Consider the following 21,103-nt stretch of genomic DNA (forward strand, 5'->3'; position numbering starts at 1 on the left):
CCCTTCGGCCCCACTTCGGCGCGGCTTCCGGGAACCGCCCGCCCGGCCCGGGTAGGGGATGGGGTGTGATCTCGATCCTCCGGCAGCTGCACCACCGGCTCCTGGCCTCCCCCGCGGGCCTCGCCTGGAGCCGGGGCCGCGAGATCGAGCTGATGCACCGGGCGATGGGCTTCGCCGCCCTCGGGTTCCTCACCCTGGTGCCTCTGCTGGTGGTCGTCGCGGCCGCGGCGCCGGGCAGCGGTTCGGGGTTCGGGCGCTGGCTGGGGCAGGCCCTCGGGGTCACCGCGGCCTCCCGCGCCAAGGTCGAGATGCTGTTCGGTGCGGCCGACCTGGCGCTGGAGCGGACGACCGCCTTCGGGCTGGCGGCCCTCGCGGTGTTCGGGCTGACCTTCGGTTCCGCCGTGCAGACCGGCTACGAGAAGGTGTGGGACCTGCCCACGGCCCGCTGGCACACCATGTGGCGGCACGTGGTGTGGCTGGCGTTGCTGGTCTGCTACCTGGCGCTGCTCGTCGGGATCCCCGCGCCTTCCACCAGCAGGGCGGGGGCGGTCCTGGGCACCATCAGCGACCTGGTCGGCACCTGTCTGTTCTTCTGGAGCTCCGGACGGCTGCTGCTGGGCGGGCGGGTGCGCTGGGTCGCCCTGTTCCCGGGGGCGGTGGCGACCAGTGTCGGCCTGCTCGGCCTGCGGGTCTTCTCGCAGCTGGTGTTCTCGCCGCTGATCGCCTCGAACGCGGTGACGTACGGCCCGTTCGGCACGCTGCTGGTCGTCCAGTCCTGGCTGGTCGGCGTCGGCTTCGTGGTCTACGGCGGGGCGCTGGTGGGCCGTCTCGTCCACGAGCACCGCACCCTGCGGCGGCTGCGGGCCGGCGGACTCCTCGGCTCCGCCGAGGGCCCTTCTCATGATCCGGGACAGGACTGAGCCCGGCGGGCCCGAACATGGCAGGATCACACCTGCACCACCCACAACACCGTTTGATATCAGGGGGATTGATGTCTGCACAGGATCTCGCCGCAGGCCGGGTATGGCTGATCACCGGGGCTTCCTCGGGCTTCGGGCGGACGCTCGCGGAGGCCGCGCTCGCGGCCGGGGACACGGTCGTCGCGACGGCCCGCCGGACCGCCGCCCTCGACGGCCTGGCGGCCGCCCACCCGGAGCGGCTGGTACCGGTCGCGGCGGACGTGACGGACACGGCGCGCGCCGGGGAGGTCGTCGCCGAGGCCGTGGACCGGTTCGGCCGGATCGACGTCCTGGTCAACAACGCGGGCCGGGGCCTGATCGGAGCGGTCGAGGAGACCTCCGAGGCCGAGCTCCGCGACCTGATGGAGCTGCACTTCTTCGGCCCGGCCGCGCTGATCCGCGCCGCGCTGCCGCACATGCGCGAGCGCGGCTCCGGGGCGATCGTGCAGATGAGCAGCATGGGCGGCCGGCTGTCCTTCCCGGGCGTCGGCGCCTACTCGGCGACCAAGTTCGCCCTGGAGGGCCTCACGGAGGCGCTGCGCGGCGAGGTCGCCCCCTTCGGGATCAGGACGCTGATCGTGGAGCCCGGCGCCTTCCGTACCGGGTTCGCGGGCGGCTCCGCCCTCCAGCAGTCGGCCGACGTCCTGCCCGCCTACGCGGACACCGTCGGCGCGGTGCGCAGCGGCCTGCCCGACAGCGACGGCAAGCAGCCCGGCGACCCGGTCAAGGCCGCCGCCGCGATCCTGGCCGCGCTGGACGCGAAGGAGACCCCGCTGCGGCTGGCCCTGGGCAACGACGCCCTCGACGCGATCCTCGCGCACGCCGACGCGGCCCGCGAGGAGGCCCTTGCCTGGGAGTCCGTCAGCCGGGGCACCGACTTCGACGCCTGAGCCGCCCCGCCTCTGCCGCCGGCCGGGTCCGTACCGCGCGGGACCCGGCCGGCGCGGGGTTCAGGGGCTGCCGAGGCGGTCGCGGAGCTCCCGCTTGAGGATCTTGCCGCTGGCGTTGCGCGGCAGGGCCTCCACGAACAGCACCCGCTTCGGAGCCTTGAAGTGGGCGAGCCGCTCGCGGGCGTACGCCATCAGCTCGGCCTCCGTGACCTCCCCGCGCGGGACGACCACGGCCGTGACCGCCTCGATCCACCGCGCGTCGGAGAGCCCCACGACGGCCGCCTCGGCCACCCCCGGATGGGTGTAGAGCACGTCCTCCACCTGCCGGGAGGCGACGAGCACCCCGCCCGAGTTGATGACGTCCTTGACCCGGTCGACGACGGTGAAGTAGCCCTCCGCGTCCCGCACGGCGAGGTCACCGGAGCGGAACCAGCCGTCCCGGAAGGCCGTGCGGGTGGCCTCCCCGTCGTTCCAGTAGCCCAGGCACAGCTGCGGCGAGCGGTAGACCACCTCGCCCGCCGTGCCGTCGGGGACCTCGGCTCCGTCCTCGTCGACCACCTTGGCCTCCACGTGCAGCACCGGCCGGCCGCAGGACTGCATCCGCCCCTCGTGCTCGTCCGGCCCCAGCACGGTGGCCAGCGGGCCGATCTCGCTCTGCCCGAAGCAGTTGTAGAAGCCCAGCCCCGGCAGCCGCTCCCGCAGCCGTTCCAGGACCGGGACCGGCATGACGGAGGCCCCGTAGTAGGCCTTGCGCAGGGCGCCCAGCCGCCGTTCGGCGAACTGCGGATGGTTCGCCAGCGCGATCCACACGGTGGGCGGCGCGAACAGGCTGTCGGCCCGGCCCGACTCCACCAGGTCGAAGAGCTCCTCGGCGGCCGGCCCGTCCAGGACGGTGTTGTCCGCGCCCACCGCCAGGTACGGCAGCAGGAACACGTGCATCTGCGCGGAGTGGTACAGCGGCAGCGAGTGGACCGGGCGGTCCTCCTGCGCGAGGTCCAGGGCGTCGATCGCGCTCTCGTACTCGTGCGCCAGCGCCCGGTGCGTCATCATCGCGCCCTTGGGCAGGGCCGTGGTCCCCGAGGTGTACAGCAGCTGCACCACCGCGGAGGGGTCGCAGGAGGCCTCGTGGGGCCGGGGGCCGGCCAGCTCGGCGAGGAAGGAGCCGGGCGCGTCGCGCAGGGCCCGTACGGGGTGCCCGCCGGGGACCCGGTCCGCCAGGGCCGGGTCCGCCAGGACCAGGGCACTCGCGCAGTCGCCGAGGATGTGCGCCAGGTCGTCGCCGGTGAGGTTCTGGTTGACCGGGACGTGGGTGAGCCCGGCCCGGGCGCAGGCGAGGAAGGCGATCAGGTAGGCGTCCGAGTTGTGGGCGAAGGCCGCGACCCGGTCGCCGGGGGCCAGCCCGTACCGCTGCCGCAGAACGGCGGCGCCGGTGGAGACCGCCGCGTCGAGTTCCCGGTACGTCCAGGTCCGCTCCCGGTAGCGCAGGGCCGTCCTGTCGGGGTGGCGCCGGGCGGCGGCGCGCAGGAGTCCGTCGACCGTGTGGTGCCGTACTGCCGTCATGGCGCGATCCTCGTCCCGCGGCGCGGCCTGGTCAAGATCGGTGCGGCGGCCTGCCGCAGCGGGGTGTTGACAGTCCGTCGGGGCGGCTGCAAAGGGCCGCCGGCCCCCGCGGGCTCCTCGGCGTCCGGCGGCGGGCTCTCGGCCGTCATCCGGTACACCGAGTACGGCATCCCGCACGCGTGGGCCCGCGGCGGGCGCTCGCCGACTCGGCCGCCGAGCCGCGGGCGGCCGGGATCGCGCTGTACGCGGCGCCGACCCCGGCGGGCGCTACGGGCTGACGGCCAGGAAGAGGTAGGCGGCCAGCAGGACGAGGTGCACCCCGCCCTGGAGGAGCGTGGCGCGGCCGGGCACGAGGGTGAGGGCGCCGACCACCACGGTCAGGGTGAGCAGCACCATGTGGGTGGGGCCGAGGCCGAGGAGCAGCGGGCCCTTCAGCCAGACGGAGGCCAGGGCGATGGCCGGGATGGTCAGGCCGATGCTGGCGATGGCGGAGCCGTAGCCGAGGTTGAGGCTGGTCTGGACCCGGTCCCGGCGGGCGGCGCGGACGGCGGCGAGGGTCTCCGGGAGCAGGACGAGCAGGGCGATGATGACGCCGACGACGGCCTGGGGGAGTCCGGCGTCGGCGACGCCCTTCTCGATGGTCGGGGAGACGGCCTTGGCGTTGCCGACGACCGCGACGAGGGCGACGAGCAGCAGGCCGAGGCTGGTGAGGGCGGCTCGGGCGGTGGGCGGATCGGCGTGCCCGTCCTCGCCGTCGGGGGTGTTCGCGGTGGCCACGGGCAGGAAGTAGTCCCGGTGGCGGACCGTCTGGACGGCGATGAACAGCCCGTACAGGGCGAGGGAGGCGACGGCGGCGAAGGTCAGCTGGGCGCTGGAGAACTCGGGGCCCGGCTTGCTGGTGGTGAAGGTCGGCAGGACCAGGCTGAGTGTGGCCAGGGTGGCGACGGTGGCGAGGGCCGCGCCGGACCCCTCGGCGTTGAACACGGCGACCCGGTTGCGCAGGGCGCCCACGAGCAGGGACAGGCCGACGATGCCGTTGCAGGTGATCATGACGGCGGCGAAGACGGTGTCGCGGGCGAGGGAGGCGGTCTTGTCCCCGCCTCCGGCCATCAGGGTGACGATGAGGGCCACTTCGATGACGGTGACGGCGACCGCGAGGACGAGCGAGCCGAAGGGTTCGCCGACCCGATGGGCGACGACCTCGGCGTGGTGGACGGCCGCGAGGACCGCGCCCGCGAGGCAGAGGGCGACCAGGCCCACCAGGACTCCGGGCAGGTCGCGGCCCCAGCTGAGGACGAGCGCGGCGAGCGCCGCCACGGGGACCAGGACGGTCCAGTCGGTCAGGGGGGATCTGCGCGTTGCCGTACTCATGTCAGCCAAGGTGCCAGACCGGCCGCCCGGACGTGGTGCGGGGCGCGCGGCCGGGGCGCCGGAGTGGCACTTCTCACGACATGACGGATCTGTCCGCCGGCCGGTCCGGCGCGCTCCCGCGGGCGGCGGGGGTTCCGGGCGGCCCCGGCGATGAATCATGATCCGTACATGACGAGTGACCGTACGAGACGAGTGGAACTGATCGAGGCCGCGCGGAGCGGGAACCGGTTCGAGGGCCCGGCGACGGGCGACGAGCGGCCGATGCTGCTGGCGATGCTGGCGGCCCAGCGCACGACGCTGGAGCTCAAGTGCGCCGGGCTGGACGAGGAGTTGTCCCGGCGGTCGGTGGAGCCGTCGACGCTCTCGCTGCTGGGCCTGGTCCGCCATCTGGCCGATATGGAGCGGAACTGGTTCCGGCGGGTGCTGGACGGGCAGGACGTGGAGCCGCGCTTCTCCTCGGCGGCGGATCCGGACGGGGACTTCGACGGCGCGGTGTCCGGTCCGGGGGCCGCGGCGCGGGCCTGGGCGGCCTGGCGCGAGGAGGTGGAGTTCGCGGACCGGTTCACCGCCGCGGCCCCCGACCTGGACGTGGAGGGCGAGTCCCCGTGGCGGGGGAAGGTGTCGCTGCGGTGGGTGCTGATCCACATGATCGAGGAGTACGCGCGGCACAACGGCCACGCCGATCTGCTGCGGGAGCGGATCGACGGGACCGTCGGCATGTGACGTCGGCCGCGTCCTACACCGCGCGCTCGCGGCCCTCCCAGTAGGGGTCGCGCAGGCGGCGCTTGTAGAGCTTGCCGTTGGGGTCGCGGGGCATCGTCTCGATGAAGTCGACCGACTTCGGGCGCTTGTAGCCGGCCAGCCGCCCTTCGCAGTGGCGCAGGATCTCGGCGGCGAGTTCCTCGCCCGCCTCGTGACCCTCGGCGGGTTCGACGACGGCCTTGACCTCCTCGCCCCAGCCGTCGTGCGGGATCCCGAAGGCCGCGGCGTCCGCGACCGCCGGATGGGTGAGGAGGGCGGACTCGATCTCGGCCGGGTAGATGTTCACCCCGCCCGAGATGATCATGTCGATCTTGCGGTCGCGGAGGAAGAGGTAGCCCTCGTCGTCGAGCAGGCCGAGGTCGCCGACGGTGAAGAAGTCGCCGATGCGGTTCCTGCGGGTCTTGCCCTCGTCCTTGTGGTAGCTGAATCCGCCCGTGTTCATCTTGATGTAGACGGTGCCCAGCTCTCCGGGCGGCAGCCGGTTGCCGTCGTCGTCGAAGATCGCGAGCTCGCTGATCGGCCAGGCCCTGCCGACGGTTCCCGGCTTCTTCAGCCAGTCCTCGGCGGTGGCGAAGGCCCCGCCCCCCTCGCTGGCCGCGTAGTACTCCTCGACGCACCGGCCCCACCAGTCGATCATCGCCCGTTTGACGTGGTCGGGGCAGGGGGCGGCGCCGTGGATGGCGTGCCGCATGGAGGAGACGTCGTAGGCGTCCCTCGTCTCCTGGGGGAGGGCGAGGAGGCGGTGGAACTGGGTCGGCACCATGTGGGTGTGCGTGCAGGCGTGCCGGTCGATCAGGCGCAGCATCTCCTCGGGGCCCCACTTGTCCATCAGCACCAGCGGGTGGCCGATGTGCAGGGACGCGCCCGCGAACTGGAGCACGGCGGTGTGGTAGAGCGGCGAGCAGACGAGGTGGACGTTGCCGTCGAAGGGGCGGATGCCGAAGATGCCGAGGAAGCCGCCGAGGTAGGTCTCCTCCGGGAGTTTGCCGGGCAGGGGGCGGCGGATGCCCCGAGGGCGGCCGGTGGTGCCGGAGGTGTAGTTCATGACCCAGCCGAGGGTGCGGTCGGCGGGGGGCTCCGCGCTCTGGCCGCCGAGGAGTTCGGCGTACCGGCGGAAGCCCGGGACGGTTCCGACGGCGTAGCGGTGGCCGGCCGGGAGTCCGGCCTCGTCGGCGGCGGCGGTGGCGGCTTGCGCGAAGCGCTCGTGGGCGATGAGGACCTTGGCGCCGGAGTCGGAGACGATCCAGGCGATCTCGGGGCCGACGAGGTGGTGGTTGACCGGGACCAGGTAGAAGCCGGCCTGGGAGGCGGCGAGGTAGGCGGTGAAGAACTCGACGCCGTTGGGCAGGACGACGGCGAAGGCGTCACCCTTCTCCATCCCGGCGGCGCGCAGCCCGTGGACCAGGCGGTTGACGTCGGCGTGCAGCCGTCCGGCCGACCACTCCTCGCCCTCGGGGGTGACGAGGACGGTGCGCCCGGGGTCGGCGGCGGCCTGCGCCCAGAAGCCGTTGGGGGGCTGGGACGGGTCGGTCATGCTGATCACACCTCTCGGGAGCGGCCGGCGATGCGGATGACGCGGTCGATGGCGCGCTCGAAGCCGGCGGTGAGCTCGTCGAAGACGGCCTGGACGCTGCGTTCGGAGTTCATCCGGCCGACGATCTGGCCGACGGGGGTGCCGAGCAGCGGGCGGACCTCGTACTTCTGGATCCGGGAGACGGCTTCGGCCACCAGCAGGCCCTGGAGGGGCATGGGGAGGGCGCCGGGGCCGGCCGGGTCGTCCCAGGCGTCGGTCCACTCGGTGCGCAGCTGGCGGGCGGGTTTGCCGGTGAGGGCGCGGGAGCGGACGGTGTCGCCGGAACCGGCGGCGAGGAGCTTCTCGGTGAGGGCGCGGGAGTGCAGTTCGGCCTCGGTGGTGGTCAGCCACAGGGAGCCGAGCCAGACGCCCTGGGCCCCGAGGGCCAGCCCGGCGGCGATCTGCTCGCCGCTGCCGATGCCGCCCGCGGCGAGGACGGGGAGCGGGGCGACGGCGTCGGCGATCTCGGGGACCAGGACCATGGTGGCGATGTCCCCGGTGTGGCCGCCGGCCTCGTAGCCCTGGGCGACGACGACGTCGATGCCGGCCTCGGCGTGGCGGCGGGCGTGCTTGGCGCTGCCGGCGAGGGCGGCCACGAGGACCCCGTGGTCGTGGGCGCGCGCGATGACGTCGGCGGGCGGGGAACCGAGGGCGTTCGCCAGGAGTTTGATGGGGTAGTCGAAGGCGACGTCGAGCTGGCTCCGGGCGACCTGCTCCATCCAGCCGGTGATCCGCCAGCCCGAGGCCTCGCCCTCGGCGAGCTCGGGGACGTGGTGCTTGGCGAGGGTGTCGCGGACGAAGGCGCGGTGGGCGGCCGGGATCATCGCCTCGATGTCGGCCTCGCCGACGCCGTCGACGGCCTTCTTGGCGGGCATGACGACGTCGAGGCCGTAGGGCTTGCCGTCGGTGTGCGCCTGCATCCAGTCGAGGTCGCGTTCCAGGTCGCCGGGAGCGGTGTAGCGGACCGCGCCGAGGACGCCGAAGCCGCCGGCGCGGGTGATGGCAGCGGCGACCGCCGGGAAGGGCGTGAAGCCGAAGATGGCGTGCTCGACTCCCAGTTTCTTGCTGAGCTCCGTCTCCATGGGCGTGAGGATGCCGTAGCGGGGCGGCCGAGGGAAGAGAATTTCTGATGCAGTGTCAGATTCTTCCGGCCCGGCCCGTGCGGAGGGTACGCGGCGGAGGGGCAGATACCCAGTAGCGTGCGGAACGCCTGCGGCGGGCTCGGCGGATCCGGGGTCCGTGCGGGGGCGCACCCGGCACACACCGGCCCGGACCGCGCCGACCCCACCGGCGCCGGCCCGACGACAGGCGGCGGGCGGCGGCAGGCGCCGAGCGGCGCGGCCGGTGAACGGCGCGGGCGGTGAACGGCGGGCAGCACGGCGGCCGGCGGCATACGGCAAGCGGCGCGGGAGCTGCGCGCGGAGGGCAGTGCGAAGCGGACAGGAGGGCCGATCATGACGGCAGCGACGGGGGCGGGCGCGACGGGAGACGGCGGGGCGGCCGACGGCGGAGCCGCCCGCGCCGCGGGCGGGAACGGCACCGGGCCGTGGGCCGGAACGGGGCACGGGGCGAGGAAGGCCGCCGGTCGCGAAGCCGGGCCGGAAACCGGATCCGCCGCCCGGAGCACGGCCACGCCCCCGACACCGGCCGGGACCAGGGCGCCGGACGACGCCGCGGCCGGGGAGGCGGCCCCGTCACCGGCCGGAACCCCCGCACGGGGCGGGACCGAAACCCCGACACCGGGCGGAACCCCGGGGGCGGACGGGACCGGAACCCCTGCACCGGTCGGGACCCCGGCACCGGGCGGGAGCGGGGCGACAGACAGCGCCGCGGCGGGGGCGGCGGGCGGGACCGGGCCGGCGGCCACAGCCGGGACAGCGGACGGGAGCCTGGCACGCGCCGGGACCGGCAACCCGACACCGGGCGGGGCCGGGGTGGCGGGTGTTGCGGTTGGGGTCGGGGGCGGTGGTGGCGCCGTCGTTCCCGTTCTCGCCGGGGCCGGAGAGGGTGACGGGGATCCGGCCGGCGCCGGACCCAGTCGGCGGCGGCTCGGGGCCCGGTTGCTGGCGCTGGCGGGGGTGCTCGCGCTGCACGCGGCCCTGCCGGGCGGGCCGGCGGCGGCCGCGGGCGGGCCGGCCGAGCGGCGGGCCCTCCAGGGGCTGCGCCTGCGGTACGGGTCCGCCCGGCAGGCCGGGCTGCTGGAGCGGCACCTGGAGGCCGTGGCGGAGGAGGCCCGGCGCTTCCTCGGCCCCTCCCCCGAACACCCCTACTACGCCGGGGCGGTGGTCCTCGCGGGCCGGGGCCGCACGGTCGCCCTGCACCGGGCCATGGGCGACGCCGTCCGGTACGCGGACTACGACGGGCGCACCGACCGGCCCAGGGAGTTCCCGGCCGCCGAGCGGATCGCGATGGCCGAGGACACCGTCTTCGACCTGGCCTCCCTCAGCAAGCTGTTCACCTCCGTCGTCGCCGTGCAGCAGATGGAGCGGGGCCGGCTGGAGCTGGAGGCGCCCGTGGACCGGTACCTGCCGGAGTTCACGGGCGGCGGCAAGGAGGCCGTCACCGTCCGGCAGCTGCTGACGCACACCTCGGGGCTGCGTTCCTGGGCGCCCTTCTACCAGGAGTCCACCCGCGAGGGGCAGTTGAGGCTCCTGTGGTCGGTGCGTCCGCAGGACACCCCCGGAACGGTGTACCGGTACTCCGACCTGAACCTGATCACGCTCCAGCTGCTCCTGGAACGGATCACCGGCCGCACCCTGGACACCCTGGTCCACGACGGGATCACCGCTCCGCTCGGCATGCACCGCACGCGCTACAACCCCCCGCGCGCCTGGCGCCGCTCCACCGCCGCCACCGAGGTGCAGCGTCCGCCCTGGTCGGGGCTGGACCGGGGGCTCGTCTGGGGCGAGGTCCACGACGAGAACGCGTACGCCCTCGGCGGGATCGCCGGCCACGCCGGCGTCTTCGGCACCGCCTGGGACCTGGCCGTCCTCTCCCGCGCCCTCCTCGACGGCGGCTCCTACGCCGGGCGCCGCATCCTGCGTCCCGCCTCCGTCGAACTCCTCTTCACCGACTTCAACACCGCCTTCCCCGGCGACGACCACGGCCTCGGCTTCGAGCTCTACCAGCACTGGTACATGGGCGCCATGGCCACCCCCCACTCGGCCGGCCACACCGGCTTCACCGGCACCTCCCTGGTCCTCGACCCCTCCACCGACTCCTTCCTCGTCCTCCTCGGCAACTCCGTGCACCCCGTCCGCACCTGGCGGGCCGGCAGCGCCCCCCGCGTGGCCACCGGCAACCGCTTCGCCCGGGCCGTGCCCGTCCGCACGAAGCACGGCGGCCCGGCCTGGTTCTCCGGCATGGAGACCGGCGGGTCGGGCACCCTCACCCTCCCCCCGCTGACCCCCGCGACCGACGGGGCCCGGCTGCGCTGCGCGGTCTGGTGGGACACCGTCCCCGGCGCCGGGGCCTTCCACCTGGAGGCCTCGGCGGACGGCACCGCCTGGCAGCCCGTCCCCTTCTCCACGGTCCGCACCACGGGCGGCGCCGCCGAGCAGTGGCCGCAGGGCTCCGCGGGCGGCTGGTCGGGCCGCGTCTGGCACCGCCTGGAGGCCCCCCTGCCGACCTGGGCCGGCCGCGAGGTCAGACTCCGCTTCCGCCACGCGGCGACGGGCCGCTACGTGGGCCGCGGTGTCTACGTGGACGTCATCAGCGTCTCCGAACCCCGGGCCCTGCTCTTCTCAGAGGACCGCCCCCGGGACGCCACCCGCCTCGAACCCACGGGCTGGACCCGCTCGTCGGACTAGGCTCGACGACCCCTGCGCGCACCCCCGGCCGCCCCGGTCAGGCCGCGTCGTCGCAGCGGCCCGTCACCACCAGGTCGCCGTCCGGCGTGCGGTGGGCGAGGTGGCCCGTGCGGAGGTAGCCGTCGGGGGTGAAGGCGCGGGCGTCGTGGTCGGGGGCCCGGTAGTAGCCGCGGATCGTGTGCGGTCCCCGGGCGAGGAGTTCGCCGGGCGTGCCGTCGGGGACGGGGTCGCCCCCGTCGTCGACCAGGCGGATCTGGTCGTCGGGCGAGAGCGGGCGGCCGTGGGTGGCGAGGACCGCGTCGTCCGGGTCGGCGGGCCGGGTGAGGGTGAGCAGGCCCTCGGGCGTGCCGAAGACCTGCTGGACACGGCAGTCGAGGGCCGTGCCGATCCGCTCGGCGACCGTACGGTCCGGGGGCGTCCCGGCGATCTGCGCGAGGCGCAGGGCGGAGGGGGCCGGCCCGGTGGCCGGGAGGGCGTCGAGCCGGCGCCGGGCGGTGTCGGGGGTCAGCGCGGTCACGGTCACCCCCTCCCGGGCGAGGGCGGCGAACCAGGCGGCGGGGTCGGTCGCATCGGCCAGGACCACGGTGGCGCCGGCCGACAGGGCGCCGATGACGCCGGGGGCGCCCAGGGCGAGATCGGCCTCGGCGGGCAGTGCGGCGAGGTAGACGTCGTCCTCCCCGAGCGCCACCGACCGCGCCGCGGCGGTCGCCTGGTGGGCGAAGTCGTCGTGGGTGCGCGGGACGAGCACGCCGGTGCCCGACACCAGCAGGAAGGCCACCTGGCCGGCGCTCTGCGGGAGCGCCGGCTCGGGCGGGGCGTCGAGGGAGCCCAGCGGGGCGTACTGGCAGTTGGACGGGTCGGTGGTGAGGCCGCCGTACGGGGACTCGGAGCCCGGCGTCTCGTACGTGAACACCCGCCGCAGGAACGGCCATCGGGCGGCGATGCGCGCGGCCATCGCCGTGTGGTCGAAGCCCTGGTGCGTGGAGGGGCCGACGTAGCCGACCGCCTGGGCGGTGCGTACGACGCCGGCCACCTCGGGCTCCCGGGAGGAGAGCGGGCAGAACACGGGGACCAGCCCGGCGCGCATCAGCGCGAAGGCGGTGACGACGAACTCGGGGACGTTCGGCAGCTGGAGGACCACCCGCATCCCGGGCCGCAGCCCACGCCCCCGGAACCCGGCGGCCATGCGGTCCGCGCGCCGGTTGAGCTGCGCGTACGTGAGGCGGGTGCCGTCGTGCACGAGCGCGGTGCGCGGCCCGTACCTCAGGGCCCAGCCGCGCAGCAGGTTGTCCAGGGTGTTGCCCTGCCAGTGCCCGGCCGCCCAGTAGTGGTCGACGAACTCCTCCGGCCAGGGCGTACACCCGTCGAGCAGCGATGCCATGTTGCCGTCCCTCCCCCTTGATCCCGCCCAGCCAAGCCGCCCTCCCCCGGCCCGGGCAATGCGCCGTCCCGACCATCGGGGAAGGCCCGCTTCGGCGGAACGTCCAACCGGTCAGTCGCACCTGTCGCCGCTGAGGCAGAGCGTGAACTCCAGGCGCGGGCGGGGCTCGGGAGTGGGGTGGGAGCGGTCACGGTCGTGCTGGTCGAGGACGAGCAGGGCGGCGACCCCGGCGGCGAGCAGGAGGTGGGCCACCACCGTCCAGCGGGCCCGCGACACCATCGCGACCACGGCGAGGACCAGCACGGCGACGAGGCACCGCGACAGCCACACCCGCCCCGCGAGCTCGGCCGCCTCGATCCGCTCCCGGTCCCCCTGCGCGGCCCACCCCTCCATGCCGTGCCCGAAGAGGCCGAGCACGAGCACGACGGCTTCGAGGAGGAACAGCAGGACGGCGACGGTGACGTCGGCGCCGGTGGAGGTCCGGCGGGACCACGGCCAGTGCCGGCGCGGACGCGGGCCGGGGGTGTCGCGCGGTGCGTGTGTCATGCCGCCACCCTGCCGGGGCGGTGCCGCGGAACACATGAGTACGGGTACTCAGAGGCCCCGCGGGTCCGCCCGCCCTTGTCCCGTACGGCACAGGCGGGTTCGGCGATCAGGCAGAAGGGGTGGCCCGCGGGGTCCGCGTAGACGCGCCAGCCCCGGGCGGACGGGGTGGGGTCCAGGAGGGTGGCGCCGAGGGCGAGGACCTGGTGCTGGGCGGCGTCGAGGTCCGGGACGGTGAGGTCCAGGTGGGCCTGCTGGGGGTGGGCGGGGTCGGGCCAGCGCGGCGGCCGGTGGCCGGGGACCTGCTGGAACGCGAGGACCGCGCCGGTGGGGGTGTGGAGCGTGGCCCAGTGCTCGTCGCAGGTCCAGCGCCGGTCGGGGCGGTTGACCTCACCGCTCGGCAACGCCGCGTAGAAACGGGCGAGTTCGAGGGGCTCCGGGCAGTCCAGCACCACGCACTGCAGTTCGGCGATCATGACGGGAGAGTTCAGAGGGCGGTGTCCAGTACCGCGTCGAGCATGCGGCGGACCGTGGCGGTGAGTTCGGCCGGGTCCGGGGCGGGGCGGGCGTGGGCGAGGGCGCCCGCGAGGCGGTCGTAGAGCAGGCCGTCCGTCCAGGCGGCCAGCAGTTCGGCGCTCTCCTGCGGCTCCCGCGCGCCCAGCGCGGCCAGGACGGCCGCCGCCCGCGCCCGGACGGCGAGGCCCGCCTCGCGCAGGTCCGGCTCCAGTTCGGGGTTGCGCGCCGCCTCCAGGCTCAACTCGAAGCGGGCCAGCTGGCGTTCGCGGCCCGCCGTCATCCAGTGGTGCAGCAGGGCACCGAAGGCACGGGCCGCGGAGTCACGGTCGGCCGGCGGGTCCAACGGGCCCTCCGATACGTCCAGTTCGGCCAGGCGGCGGTAGCAGGCGGCGATCAGGGCGGTCCTGGTCCGGAAGTAGTACGAGGTGCTGCCCGCAGGGAGTCCGGCGGCGCCGTCGACGGCGCGGTGCGTGAGGCCGCGCAGACCGCCGGACGCGACGAGGCCGATCGCGGTGTCCGCGATCAGCGTCCGGCGGTCCGGGGCGGATCCGGGGGCGGGGGCGGGTTCCTGGGTGGACATGCAGTCACTCTACAGCTGTAGAGTGAGCGATGATCCCTCTACGGATGTAGAGGATCCTTTCCGAACGCAGGAGGCCGTGCCATGCCCGTACGCCAGCGCCACGCCGTCGTCGCCGGAGCCGGGATCGGCGGGCTCACCGCCGCCCTCGCCCTGAGCCGCCAGGGCTGGAAGGTCACCGTGTGCGAGCGGGCGGACGGGCCCACCGCCGCCGGCGCGGGCATCGTGCTCGCCCCCAACGCCCTGCGCGCCTTCGACGCCATCGGCTTCGACCCCGCCCCGGGCGCGGGCCGCACCGGGGCGGTGGCGATGGGGTTGCGCCGCCCCGGCGGCCGCTGGCTCAACCGGGCCGACCCCGCCGCCCTCACCGCCCGCTACGGCCGGACCCCGCTGGCCCTGCACCGGGCGGCGCTGACCGCCGCGCTGGCCGCCGAGCTCCCGGAAGGCGCCCTGCGGTACGGGGCCGCCGTCACCGCCGTGGACGACGCCGGCGGGCACGCGGTGGTCCGTACCGCCGCCGGGGACCTCACCGCCGACGCGGTCGTCGCCGCCGACGGCATCCACAGCCCGCTGCGCCGCCGTCATTTCCCCCACCACCCCGGGCTGCACTACTCCGGCGAGACCGCCTGGCGCACCGTGCTGCCCTCGGGCACGGCCCCGGCAGGCGTCACCGCCGCCGAGACCTGGGGGCGCGGCGAACGCTTCGGGACGGTCCCGCTCGCCGGCGGAGGGCTGTACGCGTACGCCACGGCCGTCGTCCCCGAGGGGTACCGGCCCGCCGACGTCCGCGCCGAACTCCTGCGCCGCTTCGGCGGCTGGCACCATCCGGTCCCCGCCCTGCTGGAGCGGATCGACCCCGCGCGGGTGCTCCAGCACGACCTGTACGACCTCGCCGCCCCGCTCCCCCGGCTGCACCACGGGCGCACCGCCTGGATCGGCGACGCCGCGCACGCCATGACCCCCAACCTCGGGCAGGGCGGCTGCCAGGCCGTCGAGGACGCCGTCGTGCTGGCCCACCTCCTCGCGCGTCCCGACGTACCGGCCGCCCTGGCCGCCTACACCCGGGCCCGGCTCGCCCGGACCGACGCCATCCGGGTCCGCGCCCGCCGGGCCGGCCGGGTCGCCGCCCTGGGGCACCCCCTGGCCGTCGCGGCCCGCGACCTCGCCTTCCGCGCCGTCCCCGCCGGGGCCTCGCTGCGCGCCCTGGACGACCTGTTCAACGGCTTCACCCTGCCCGGACGGGCCGGGTAGGGGCGAACGAGGCGGGGCGGAATGCCCGCCGTGCCCGAGCGCGTTGGGACTCGTTGTCGAGGGTGTTGACCGTGCGACCGGACACAGGGAGAACAGCATGACGACCGACATCGACTGGGACCACCCCACCGACCCCAAGCCGGGCAGCTGGCAGCTCGACCACCTCCGCCAGTACGTCGAGTCGAACGGGGCCGAGGGCCACGAGTGGCGCGGCACCCGGACCCTCCTGCTCACCACCGTGGGCCGGGTCTCCGGCAGGCCGGTGCGGACCCCGCTCATCTACGGCGAGGCCGACGGCCGCTACCTCCTGGTCGCCTCGAAGGGCGGTGCCCCCGAACACCCGCTGTGGTACCGGAACCTCACCGCCCACCCGGAGGTGCGCATCCAGGTCGGACCCGAGGTCATGCAGGGCACGGCGCGCACCGCGACCCCCGAGGAACAGCGCGCGTACTGGCCGGTGATGGTCGGCGAGTGGCCCGCGTACGACGAGTACCAGGCGCAGACGGACCGGGCCATCCCGATCGTGGTGATCGAGCCGACCCGGGTCGGCTGAGGCCGGGCGGAGCCGGCGGTCAGCGGTCAGCGGTCAGCGGTCAGCGGTCAGCAGCGCCATCGCCGCGTTGTGCCCCGGGATCCCGCTGACCCCGCCGCCGCGGACCGCGCCCGCTCCGCAGAGCAGGACGTTCGGGTGCTCGGTCTCGACGCCCCACCGCCCCGCCTCCCCGTAGGGCCAGGACAGATCGCGGTGGAAGATGTGCCCGCCGGGCAGGCGCAGTTCCTGCTCCAGGTCCAGCGGGGTCTTCGCCTCGATGCAGGGCCGGCCGTCGGCGTCGAAGGCCAGGCAGTCGGTGAGCGGTTCGGCGAGGTGGGCGTCGAGCTGGGCGAGGGTGGCGGTCAGCAGGACCTCGCGCGTCTGCCGGTTGTCCTTCTCGAACAGCCGGGCCGGGGTGTGCAGTCCGAACAGGGTGAGGGTCTGGCAGCCCTGCGCGGTCAGTTCCGGCCCGAGGATGGTCGGGTCGGTCAGCGAGTGGCAGTAGATCTCCGAGGGCGGTGCGGAGGGCAGTTCCCCGGCGGCGGCCTCGGCGTGGGCGCGCCGGAGCTGTTCGTAGCCCTCGGCGATGTGGAAGGTCCCGGAGAAGGCCTCGCGGGGGTCCACCGAGGTGTCGCGCAGCCGCGGCAGCCGGCGCAGCAGCATGTTGACCTTGAACTGGGCCCCCTCCGGGGCCCGCACGACCGGGTCCGGGGCCTCGCCGAGGAGTTCGGCCAGTGCCCTCGGGGAGGCGTTGACCAGGACGGCGCGTCCGACGACGGTGCCCTCGCCCGCGGCCGTCCGGAAGGTGACCTCGGCCGGGGAGGTGCCGTCGGTGCGGATCCGCAGCGCCTCGTGCCCGGTGACGATCTCCGCGCCGCCCGCGCGGGCGGCGTCGGCCAGGGCGTCCGTGAGCGCGCCCATCCCGCCGACGGGCACGTCCCAGTCGCCGGTGCCGCCGCCGATGACGTGGTAGAGGAAACAGCGGTTCTGCGCGAGGGAGAGGTCGTGGGCGTCGGCGAAGGTGCCGATCAGGGCATCGGTGAGGACCACGCCCCGCACCAGGTCGTCGGCGAAGCGCTCCTCCACCGCCCGGCCGAGGGGCTCCTCGAACAGCATCCGCCAGGCCTGCTCGTCGTCGATCCGCGCCCGCAGCTCGGCGCGGGTGGGCAGGGGTTCGGTGAGGGTGGGGAAGACGCGTTCGGCGAGGCGGCCGGTGGTGGCGTAGAAGGCCCGCCAGGCCTCGTACTCGCGATCGGAGCCGGTGAGCCGGGCGAAGGACTCCCGCGTACGGGCCTCCCCGCCGCCGACGAGCAGTCCGCCCGGGCGGCCGCCGCGTTCGAAGGGCGTGTACGAGGACACCGTGCGCCGGCGCACCCGGAACCGCAGCCCCAGATCGCGGACGATCTTCCCCGGGAGCAGGGACACCAGGTAGGAGTAGCGGGAGAGGCGCGCGTCGACCCCGGCGAAGGGCCGGGTGGAGACGGCGGCGCCGCCGGTGTGCCCGAGCCGTTCCAGGACCAGGACGGAACGGCCCGCGCGGGCCAGGTAGGCGGCGGCGACGAGGCCGTTGTGGCCGCCTCCGACGATCACCGCGTCGTACACGTCGTGCGCGAAACCCCGGGAGCTGCCTGCGTCAGCGGTCATGGCTCTTGGTAGCACACCTGGCCGAGCCGCTCCAGACAGTGGGCCTCGTCGGCGTGGGCGAGGACGGTGTCCGGGTGCTCGTCGCCGAGGGAGCGCTCGCGGATCCCGGACAGCTCCCGGTAGATGGGCAGCGCCTGGTCCCAGCGGCCGAGCCGGCCGAGTCCGACGGCCAGTTCGCGGCGGCTGACCAGGGTGTCCGGGTGCTCCGCGCCGAGCGCCTTGGCGCGGGCCGCGCCCACCTCGCGGGCTTCGGCCACCGCTTCCTCCCAGCGGTCGAGGCGGCCCAGGTTGACGCCGAGGACGTGCCGCGCCCGCAGGGTCTCCGGGTCGGCCGCGCCGTAGGCCCGGGTGCGGTCGCGCACCAGGGCCCGGAACAGGTCGAGGGCCTCGGCGGCGCGGCCGGTGCGGCCGAGCGCGATGCCGGTCTCGTAGCGGGCGGCGAGGGCGTCGGGGTGGTCCCGGCCGAGGACCCGCTCGCGGGCGGCGGCGACCTGGCGGAACACGCCCAGCGCCTCGTTCCAGCGGCCGAGCCGGCCCAGGGCGTAGCCGACTTCGTACCGGGTCAGGAGGGTGTCGACGTGCTCGGGGCCGAGGACGTCGGTGCGGTCGGCCGCGACCTCGGCGGCGGCCTCGTGCGCCTCGGCGTGCCGGCCGAGGGCGCCGAGGGCGCAGGCCAGGTTGTGGCGGCAGCGCAGGGTGTCGGGGTGGCGCGGGCCGGCGGTGCGGACGCGGGCGGCGAGCACCGTCCGGTACATCTCGTACGCCTCGCCGTGCCGTCCGAGGCGCCCGAGTTCGTACGCCTCCTCCTGGCGGGCGGCCAGGGTGTCGGCGTGGTCGGGGCCCAGCACCCGCGCGCGGCCGTCGGCCACGGCGGCGTACACGGCGAGGGCCTCTTCGGGCCGGCCGGCCCGGCTGAGGGCGAAGGCGCGGATGTGCCCGGCGTCGAGGGAGTCGGGCCGGCCCGGGTCGGTGGGGGCGTGCGTGCCGACCGACCCGTGGAGGCCGGTGAGCCGGGGGTCCTCGGCGGGGGCGGGCCGCAGGATCCGCTGCTCGCCGGAGGATCCGGCGCCGAAGGGGTACCCGCCGGTGTGGGGCCCGACGGCGGGGCCGGTCCCCGGCTCGGTCGCCCGGGCCTCCCATCCGGGCACGGCGGGGTGCGCGGGGTGACCCGACGCGAAGGGGGACGCGGGGCCGCCGGACCCGGGCACGGCGGCACCGGGAACGGCCGCGGAACCGGAGCCGGGCACGGCGGGGTGCCCGCCGGAGCCGCCGGAGCCGCCGGAGCCAGCGGACCGGCCGGACAGGGGCAGGGAGGCGGTGCCGGAGGCGGGCGCGGTCGCCGTACCGGGAAGGGGGCCGGGCGCCCGGTACCCACCCTCGGGACCGGAATGACCGTCGGACACGGCCCCGCCCCCGGACACCGGGTAGCCCCCGGACCCGGCGTGGCCACCGGAGACCGGGCGTGTACCGGGAGCGGGGTGGCCTCCGGTCCCGGACCAGCCACCCGCAACCACGTCACCACCGATCCCGGACCGGCCACCCGGCACGGCATCGCCACCGGCCACCGGCCAGCCGCCCGGAGCCACGTCGCCACCGGCCCCCGACCGGCTGCCCGGGAGGGCGTGGCCGTCCGGGGCGGTGGTACCGCCCGGCTGCGGGGGGCGGCCCGCGGGTGCGGGCTGCCCGGGCGGCAGCGGGTGGCCCCCGTCCCGGCGGCGGGCCGCCGTCCAGGAGCCGGTCAGGACCGCCCACTCCCCACTCGCCGGCCGCGCGTCGATCCCTGCCTTGCGCCCGGCCGTCATCCCGGCGGCCCACGCCGGCAGGGGGGCCTGGACGCGGCCCGCCTCGCCCGCGCCGAAGCGCGCCTCGGTCAGCCGCCGGTGCAGGTGGCGGGCGTCACCGGGCCGGTCCTCGGGGCGCTTGGCCAGCAGGTCCAGCACGATCCGCTCGAAGTACTCGGGCAGCTCGGGCCGGTGGTCGCGGGGCGGCACGGGCGCGGTGTCGCGGTGGCCGACCAGCACCGACCAGGAGTCGCCGAGGTCGAACGGAGGCGCCCCGGTGGCGATCTCGTAGAGGACGCACCCCAGGGAGTAGAGGTCGCTGCGGTGGTCCACCTCGCCGCCGGCGATCTGCTCGGGCGACATGTAGTGCGGGGTGCCCATGGCCATGCCGCCGCCGGTCAGCTTGGCGGTGAAGCCGATGTCGGCGGCCAGCCGGGCGATGCCGAAGTCGCAGATCTTCACCGTGCCGTCGGTGAGCCGCATGATGTTCGCCGGCTTGAGGTCGCGGTGGACGACCCCCTGCTCATGGGTGTAGCCGAGGGCGGCGGCCATCTGCTCCGCGATGTCGAGGACCACGTCGACGGGGAGCGGGCGCGCCTCGTTCTCCTCCATCAGCTGGCTGAGGTTGCGGCCCTCCAGGAGCTCCATGACCAGGTAGAGGGGGCCGCCGGCGGCGCTGTCGTCGCCGAAGTCGTGCACGACGGTGACGCCCCGGTGCTGGAGGGAGGCCGCGACCCGCGCCTCGCGGCGGAAGCGCTCGCGCAGGACCTGCGTGAAGTGCGCGTCCTGTTCGGCGCCGACCGGCTTGAGACACTTCACGGCGACCTGCCGGCCCAGCGACTCGTCGCGGGCGCGCCACACCTCGCCCATGCCGCCGCGCCCGATCAGATCGAGTGACCGGTACCGGCCCTGGATCAGTCTGGACTCCGCCATGTCTTGAAGCCGCCCCCGTTATCGTGCCCGTCGTCGTATCGCACCCTCCCCAGCCGGTCCAGTATGGCCGCTGACTTACGCAGTGTGTACGCGGAAGGGCGGCTCCCGGGGCCCAGTCGGCGCATCGCTCTCAAGATGTGACCTGGAGGCAGCTGCCAGCGTAGACCTGCGGGAATGCTGCGCAGCACGCGACCCGTGAGACGCAGGCGCCGGGTGACCGTGCGTGAGGGCGGTGCGGGCCGGCCGTACAGCTGGTGCGCCCAGCCGGGAAGGCTGGCGTAGGCGAGTCCGGCGAGCGGACGCCACAGCAGGTTTCGGCCAGGAACGAGGAGCGCGGGAACGGGTGGTGAGCGCAGGAACACGTCGACGGCCCGGGCGTCCGCCCCGGCGGCGAGCCGGGGACGGACCCGCTCGAAGTAGGCGGCCAGCTGTGCGGTACCGGCGGGGACGCCGGCCGGATCGAGGCCGACGAGGCGGGCGTTGACGCGGTTCTCGTCCACATAGCGGTCGGCCTGGGCGGCGCTGAGCGGAAAGCCCGACCTGCGCAGTACGTGGAGGAAGCTGTCGATCTGCGCGCAGTGCACCCACAGGAGGAGTTCGGGGTCGTCGACCGGGAACCGCTCCCCCGTCTCCGGGTCGGTGGCGGAGAGCCGGCGGTGGACCGCGCGGACGTGGGCGCCGGCCCGTTCGGCGGCGTCGGTGGTGCCGTAGGTGAGGGTGCCGACGAAGTCGGCGGTGCGCAGCAGTCGCCCCCAGGCGTCCTCGGCGAAGGCGGAGTTCTCCATCACCCCGCGCACGGCGCGCGGGTGGAGGGCCTGGAGGTAGAGCGCGCGGACTCCGGCGATCCACATCACCGGATCGCCGTGGCACTGCCAGGTGACGGACCCGGGTCCGTACAGCCCCGGGTCGGCGCCCTCGTACGGAGCTCCGCTCATCGCCCGCCTCCCCCCGGGGAGCCTACCCAGCCGGCGTGGGGGGAACCGGCGGGTGTCAGCGGTACGTCAGGACGGGGCCCGGTGGC

Annotated in this window: 16 protein-coding genes and 1 pseudogene; 6 read left to right on the top strand and 11 right to left on the bottom strand. The window is 75.4% G+C overall.

All coding sequences use genetic code 11. The features are described from left to right. Nucleotides 1-65: 65 nt before the first annotated feature. A complete protein-coding gene (locus tag WDV06_RS10410) occupies nucleotides 66-920 on the top strand; it encodes a YhjD/YihY/BrkB family envelope integrity protein (RefSeq protein WP_395509356.1) in 855 nt (284 codons plus the stop codon). A gap of 71 nt (nucleotides 921-991) precedes the next feature. Then, the gene (locus tag WDV06_RS10415) at nucleotides 992-1,849 is read left to right on the top strand and encodes an oxidoreductase (RefSeq protein WP_395509357.1); all 858 of its coding nucleotides are present in this window, start codon (nucleotides 992-994) and stop codon (nucleotides 1,847-1,849) included. A gap of 60 nt (nucleotides 1,850-1,909) precedes the next feature. On the opposite strand, the gene WDV06_RS10420 is transcribed toward WDV06_RS10415, so the two are convergent. Together WDV06_RS10420 and WDV06_RS10425 are read right to left on the bottom strand one after the other, a co-directional pair. Then, nucleotides 1,910-3,409 (bottom strand): fatty acyl-CoA synthetase, encoded by a 1,500-nt coding sequence (locus tag WDV06_RS10420; RefSeq protein ID WP_395509358.1) that lies wholly within the window; start codon nucleotides 3,407-3,409, stop codon nucleotides 1,910-1,912. 267 nt (nucleotides 3,410-3,676) lie between these two features. Continuing rightward, nucleotides 3,677-4,780: a calcium:cation antiporter gene (locus WDV06_RS10425; RefSeq protein WP_395509359.1), complete on the bottom strand. Its 1,104-nt coding sequence runs from the start codon at nucleotides 4,778-4,780 to the stop codon at nucleotides 3,677-3,679. Between the two features lie 168 nt (nucleotides 4,781-4,948). Between WDV06_RS10425 and WDV06_RS10430 the strand changes: the two genes are divergently transcribed. Continuing rightward, complete coding sequence (locus WDV06_RS10430) at nucleotides 4,949-5,503, top strand: DinB family protein (RefSeq protein ID WP_395509360.1); 555 nt, start codon at nucleotides 4,949-4,951, stop codon at nucleotides 5,501-5,503. Nucleotides 5,504-5,516: 13 nt separating this feature from the next. On the opposite strand, the gene WDV06_RS10435 is transcribed toward WDV06_RS10430, so the two are convergent. Together WDV06_RS10435 and WDV06_RS10440 are read right to left on the bottom strand one after the other, a co-directional pair. Beyond that, nucleotides 5,517-7,076, bottom strand: a complete 1,560-nt coding sequence (locus WDV06_RS10435; RefSeq protein ID WP_395509361.1) for an acyl-CoA synthetase — start codon at nucleotides 7,074-7,076, stop codon at nucleotides 5,517-5,519. A 5-nt stretch (nucleotides 7,077-7,081) separates the two neighbouring features. Next, entirely contained in the window at nucleotides 7,082-8,197 is a 1,116-nt protein-coding gene (locus WDV06_RS10440; protein WP_395509362.1) for an NAD(P)H-dependent flavin oxidoreductase, read from the bottom strand. A gap of 978 nt (nucleotides 8,198-9,175) precedes the next feature. Here WDV06_RS10440 and WDV06_RS10445 point away from each other — a divergent pair. Continuing rightward, complete coding sequence (locus WDV06_RS10445; protein WP_395509363.1) at nucleotides 9,176-10,924, top strand: serine hydrolase; 1,749 nt, start codon at nucleotides 9,176-9,178, stop codon at nucleotides 10,922-10,924. A 37-nt stretch (nucleotides 10,925-10,961) separates the two neighbouring features. On the opposite strand, the gene WDV06_RS10450 is transcribed toward WDV06_RS10445, so the two are convergent. The 4 genes and pseudogenes from WDV06_RS10450 to WDV06_RS10465 all read right to left on the bottom strand — a co-directional run bounded on the left by WDV06_RS10450 (nucleotide 10,962) and on the right by WDV06_RS10465 (nucleotide 13,944). Beyond that, nucleotides 10,962-12,305, bottom strand: coding sequence for an AMP-binding protein (locus WDV06_RS10450; RefSeq protein WP_395509364.1), 1,344 nt, complete (start codon nucleotides 12,303-12,305; stop codon nucleotides 10,962-10,964). Nucleotides 12,306-12,416: 111 nt separating this feature from the next. Next, entirely contained in the window at nucleotides 12,417-12,851 is a 435-nt protein-coding gene (locus tag WDV06_RS10455; protein WP_395509365.1) for a DUF6234 family protein, read from the bottom strand. A gap of 104 nt (nucleotides 12,852-12,955) precedes the next feature. After that, nucleotides 12,956-13,324 (bottom strand): annotated as a pseudogene (locus WDV06_RS10460) (VOC family protein); the annotation flags it as partial. A gap of 11 nt (nucleotides 13,325-13,335) precedes the next feature. Continuing rightward, entirely contained in the window at nucleotides 13,336-13,944 is a 609-nt protein-coding gene (locus WDV06_RS10465) for a TetR/AcrR family transcriptional regulator (RefSeq protein ID WP_395509366.1), read from the bottom strand. A gap of 81 nt (nucleotides 13,945-14,025) precedes the next feature. Here WDV06_RS10465 and WDV06_RS10470 point away from each other — a divergent pair, with 81 nt between their 5' ends. Both WDV06_RS10470 and WDV06_RS10475 read left to right on the top strand, forming a co-directional pair. Further along, on the top strand, nucleotides 14,026-15,192 hold the full coding sequence (locus tag WDV06_RS10470; protein ID WP_395509367.1) for an FAD-dependent monooxygenase: 1,167 nt from the start codon (nucleotides 14,026-14,028) through the stop codon (nucleotides 15,190-15,192). 97 nt (nucleotides 15,193-15,289) lie between these two features. After that, nucleotides 15,290-15,745 (top strand): nitroreductase family deazaflavin-dependent oxidoreductase, encoded by a 456-nt coding sequence (locus WDV06_RS10475; RefSeq protein WP_395509368.1) that lies wholly within the window; start codon nucleotides 15,290-15,292, stop codon nucleotides 15,743-15,745. A gap of 33 nt (nucleotides 15,746-15,778) precedes the next feature. Here the strand turns inward: WDV06_RS10475 and WDV06_RS10480 are convergent, their stop codons facing one another. The 3 genes from WDV06_RS10480 to WDV06_RS10490 are packed head-to-tail and all read right to left on the bottom strand — an operon-like array spanning nucleotide 15,779 to nucleotide 21,017. Then, nucleotides 15,779-17,368 (bottom strand): phytoene desaturase family protein, encoded by a 1,590-nt coding sequence (locus WDV06_RS10480; RefSeq protein WP_395509369.1) that lies wholly within the window; start codon nucleotides 17,366-17,368, stop codon nucleotides 15,779-15,781. Then, nucleotides 17,365-20,082, bottom strand: coding sequence for a serine/threonine-protein kinase (locus tag WDV06_RS10485; RefSeq protein ID WP_395509370.1), 2,718 nt, complete (start codon nucleotides 20,080-20,082; stop codon nucleotides 17,365-17,367). Before WDV06_RS10485 ends, WDV06_RS10480 begins: the two co-directional genes overlap by 4 nt. Beyond that, complete coding sequence (locus tag WDV06_RS10490) at nucleotides 20,064-21,017, bottom strand: oxygenase MpaB family protein (protein ID WP_395509371.1); 954 nt, start codon at nucleotides 21,015-21,017, stop codon at nucleotides 20,064-20,066. The genes WDV06_RS10485 and WDV06_RS10490 overlap by 19 nt, the downstream gene beginning before the upstream one ends. Nucleotides 21,018-21,103: the final 86 nt, after the last annotated feature.

This window comes from Streptomyces racemochromogenes (genome assembly GCF_044129415.1).
In the GTDB taxonomy this organism is placed as follows: Bacteria; Actinomycetota; Actinomycetes; order Streptomycetales; family Streptomycetaceae; genus Streptomyces; species Streptomyces racemochromogenes_A.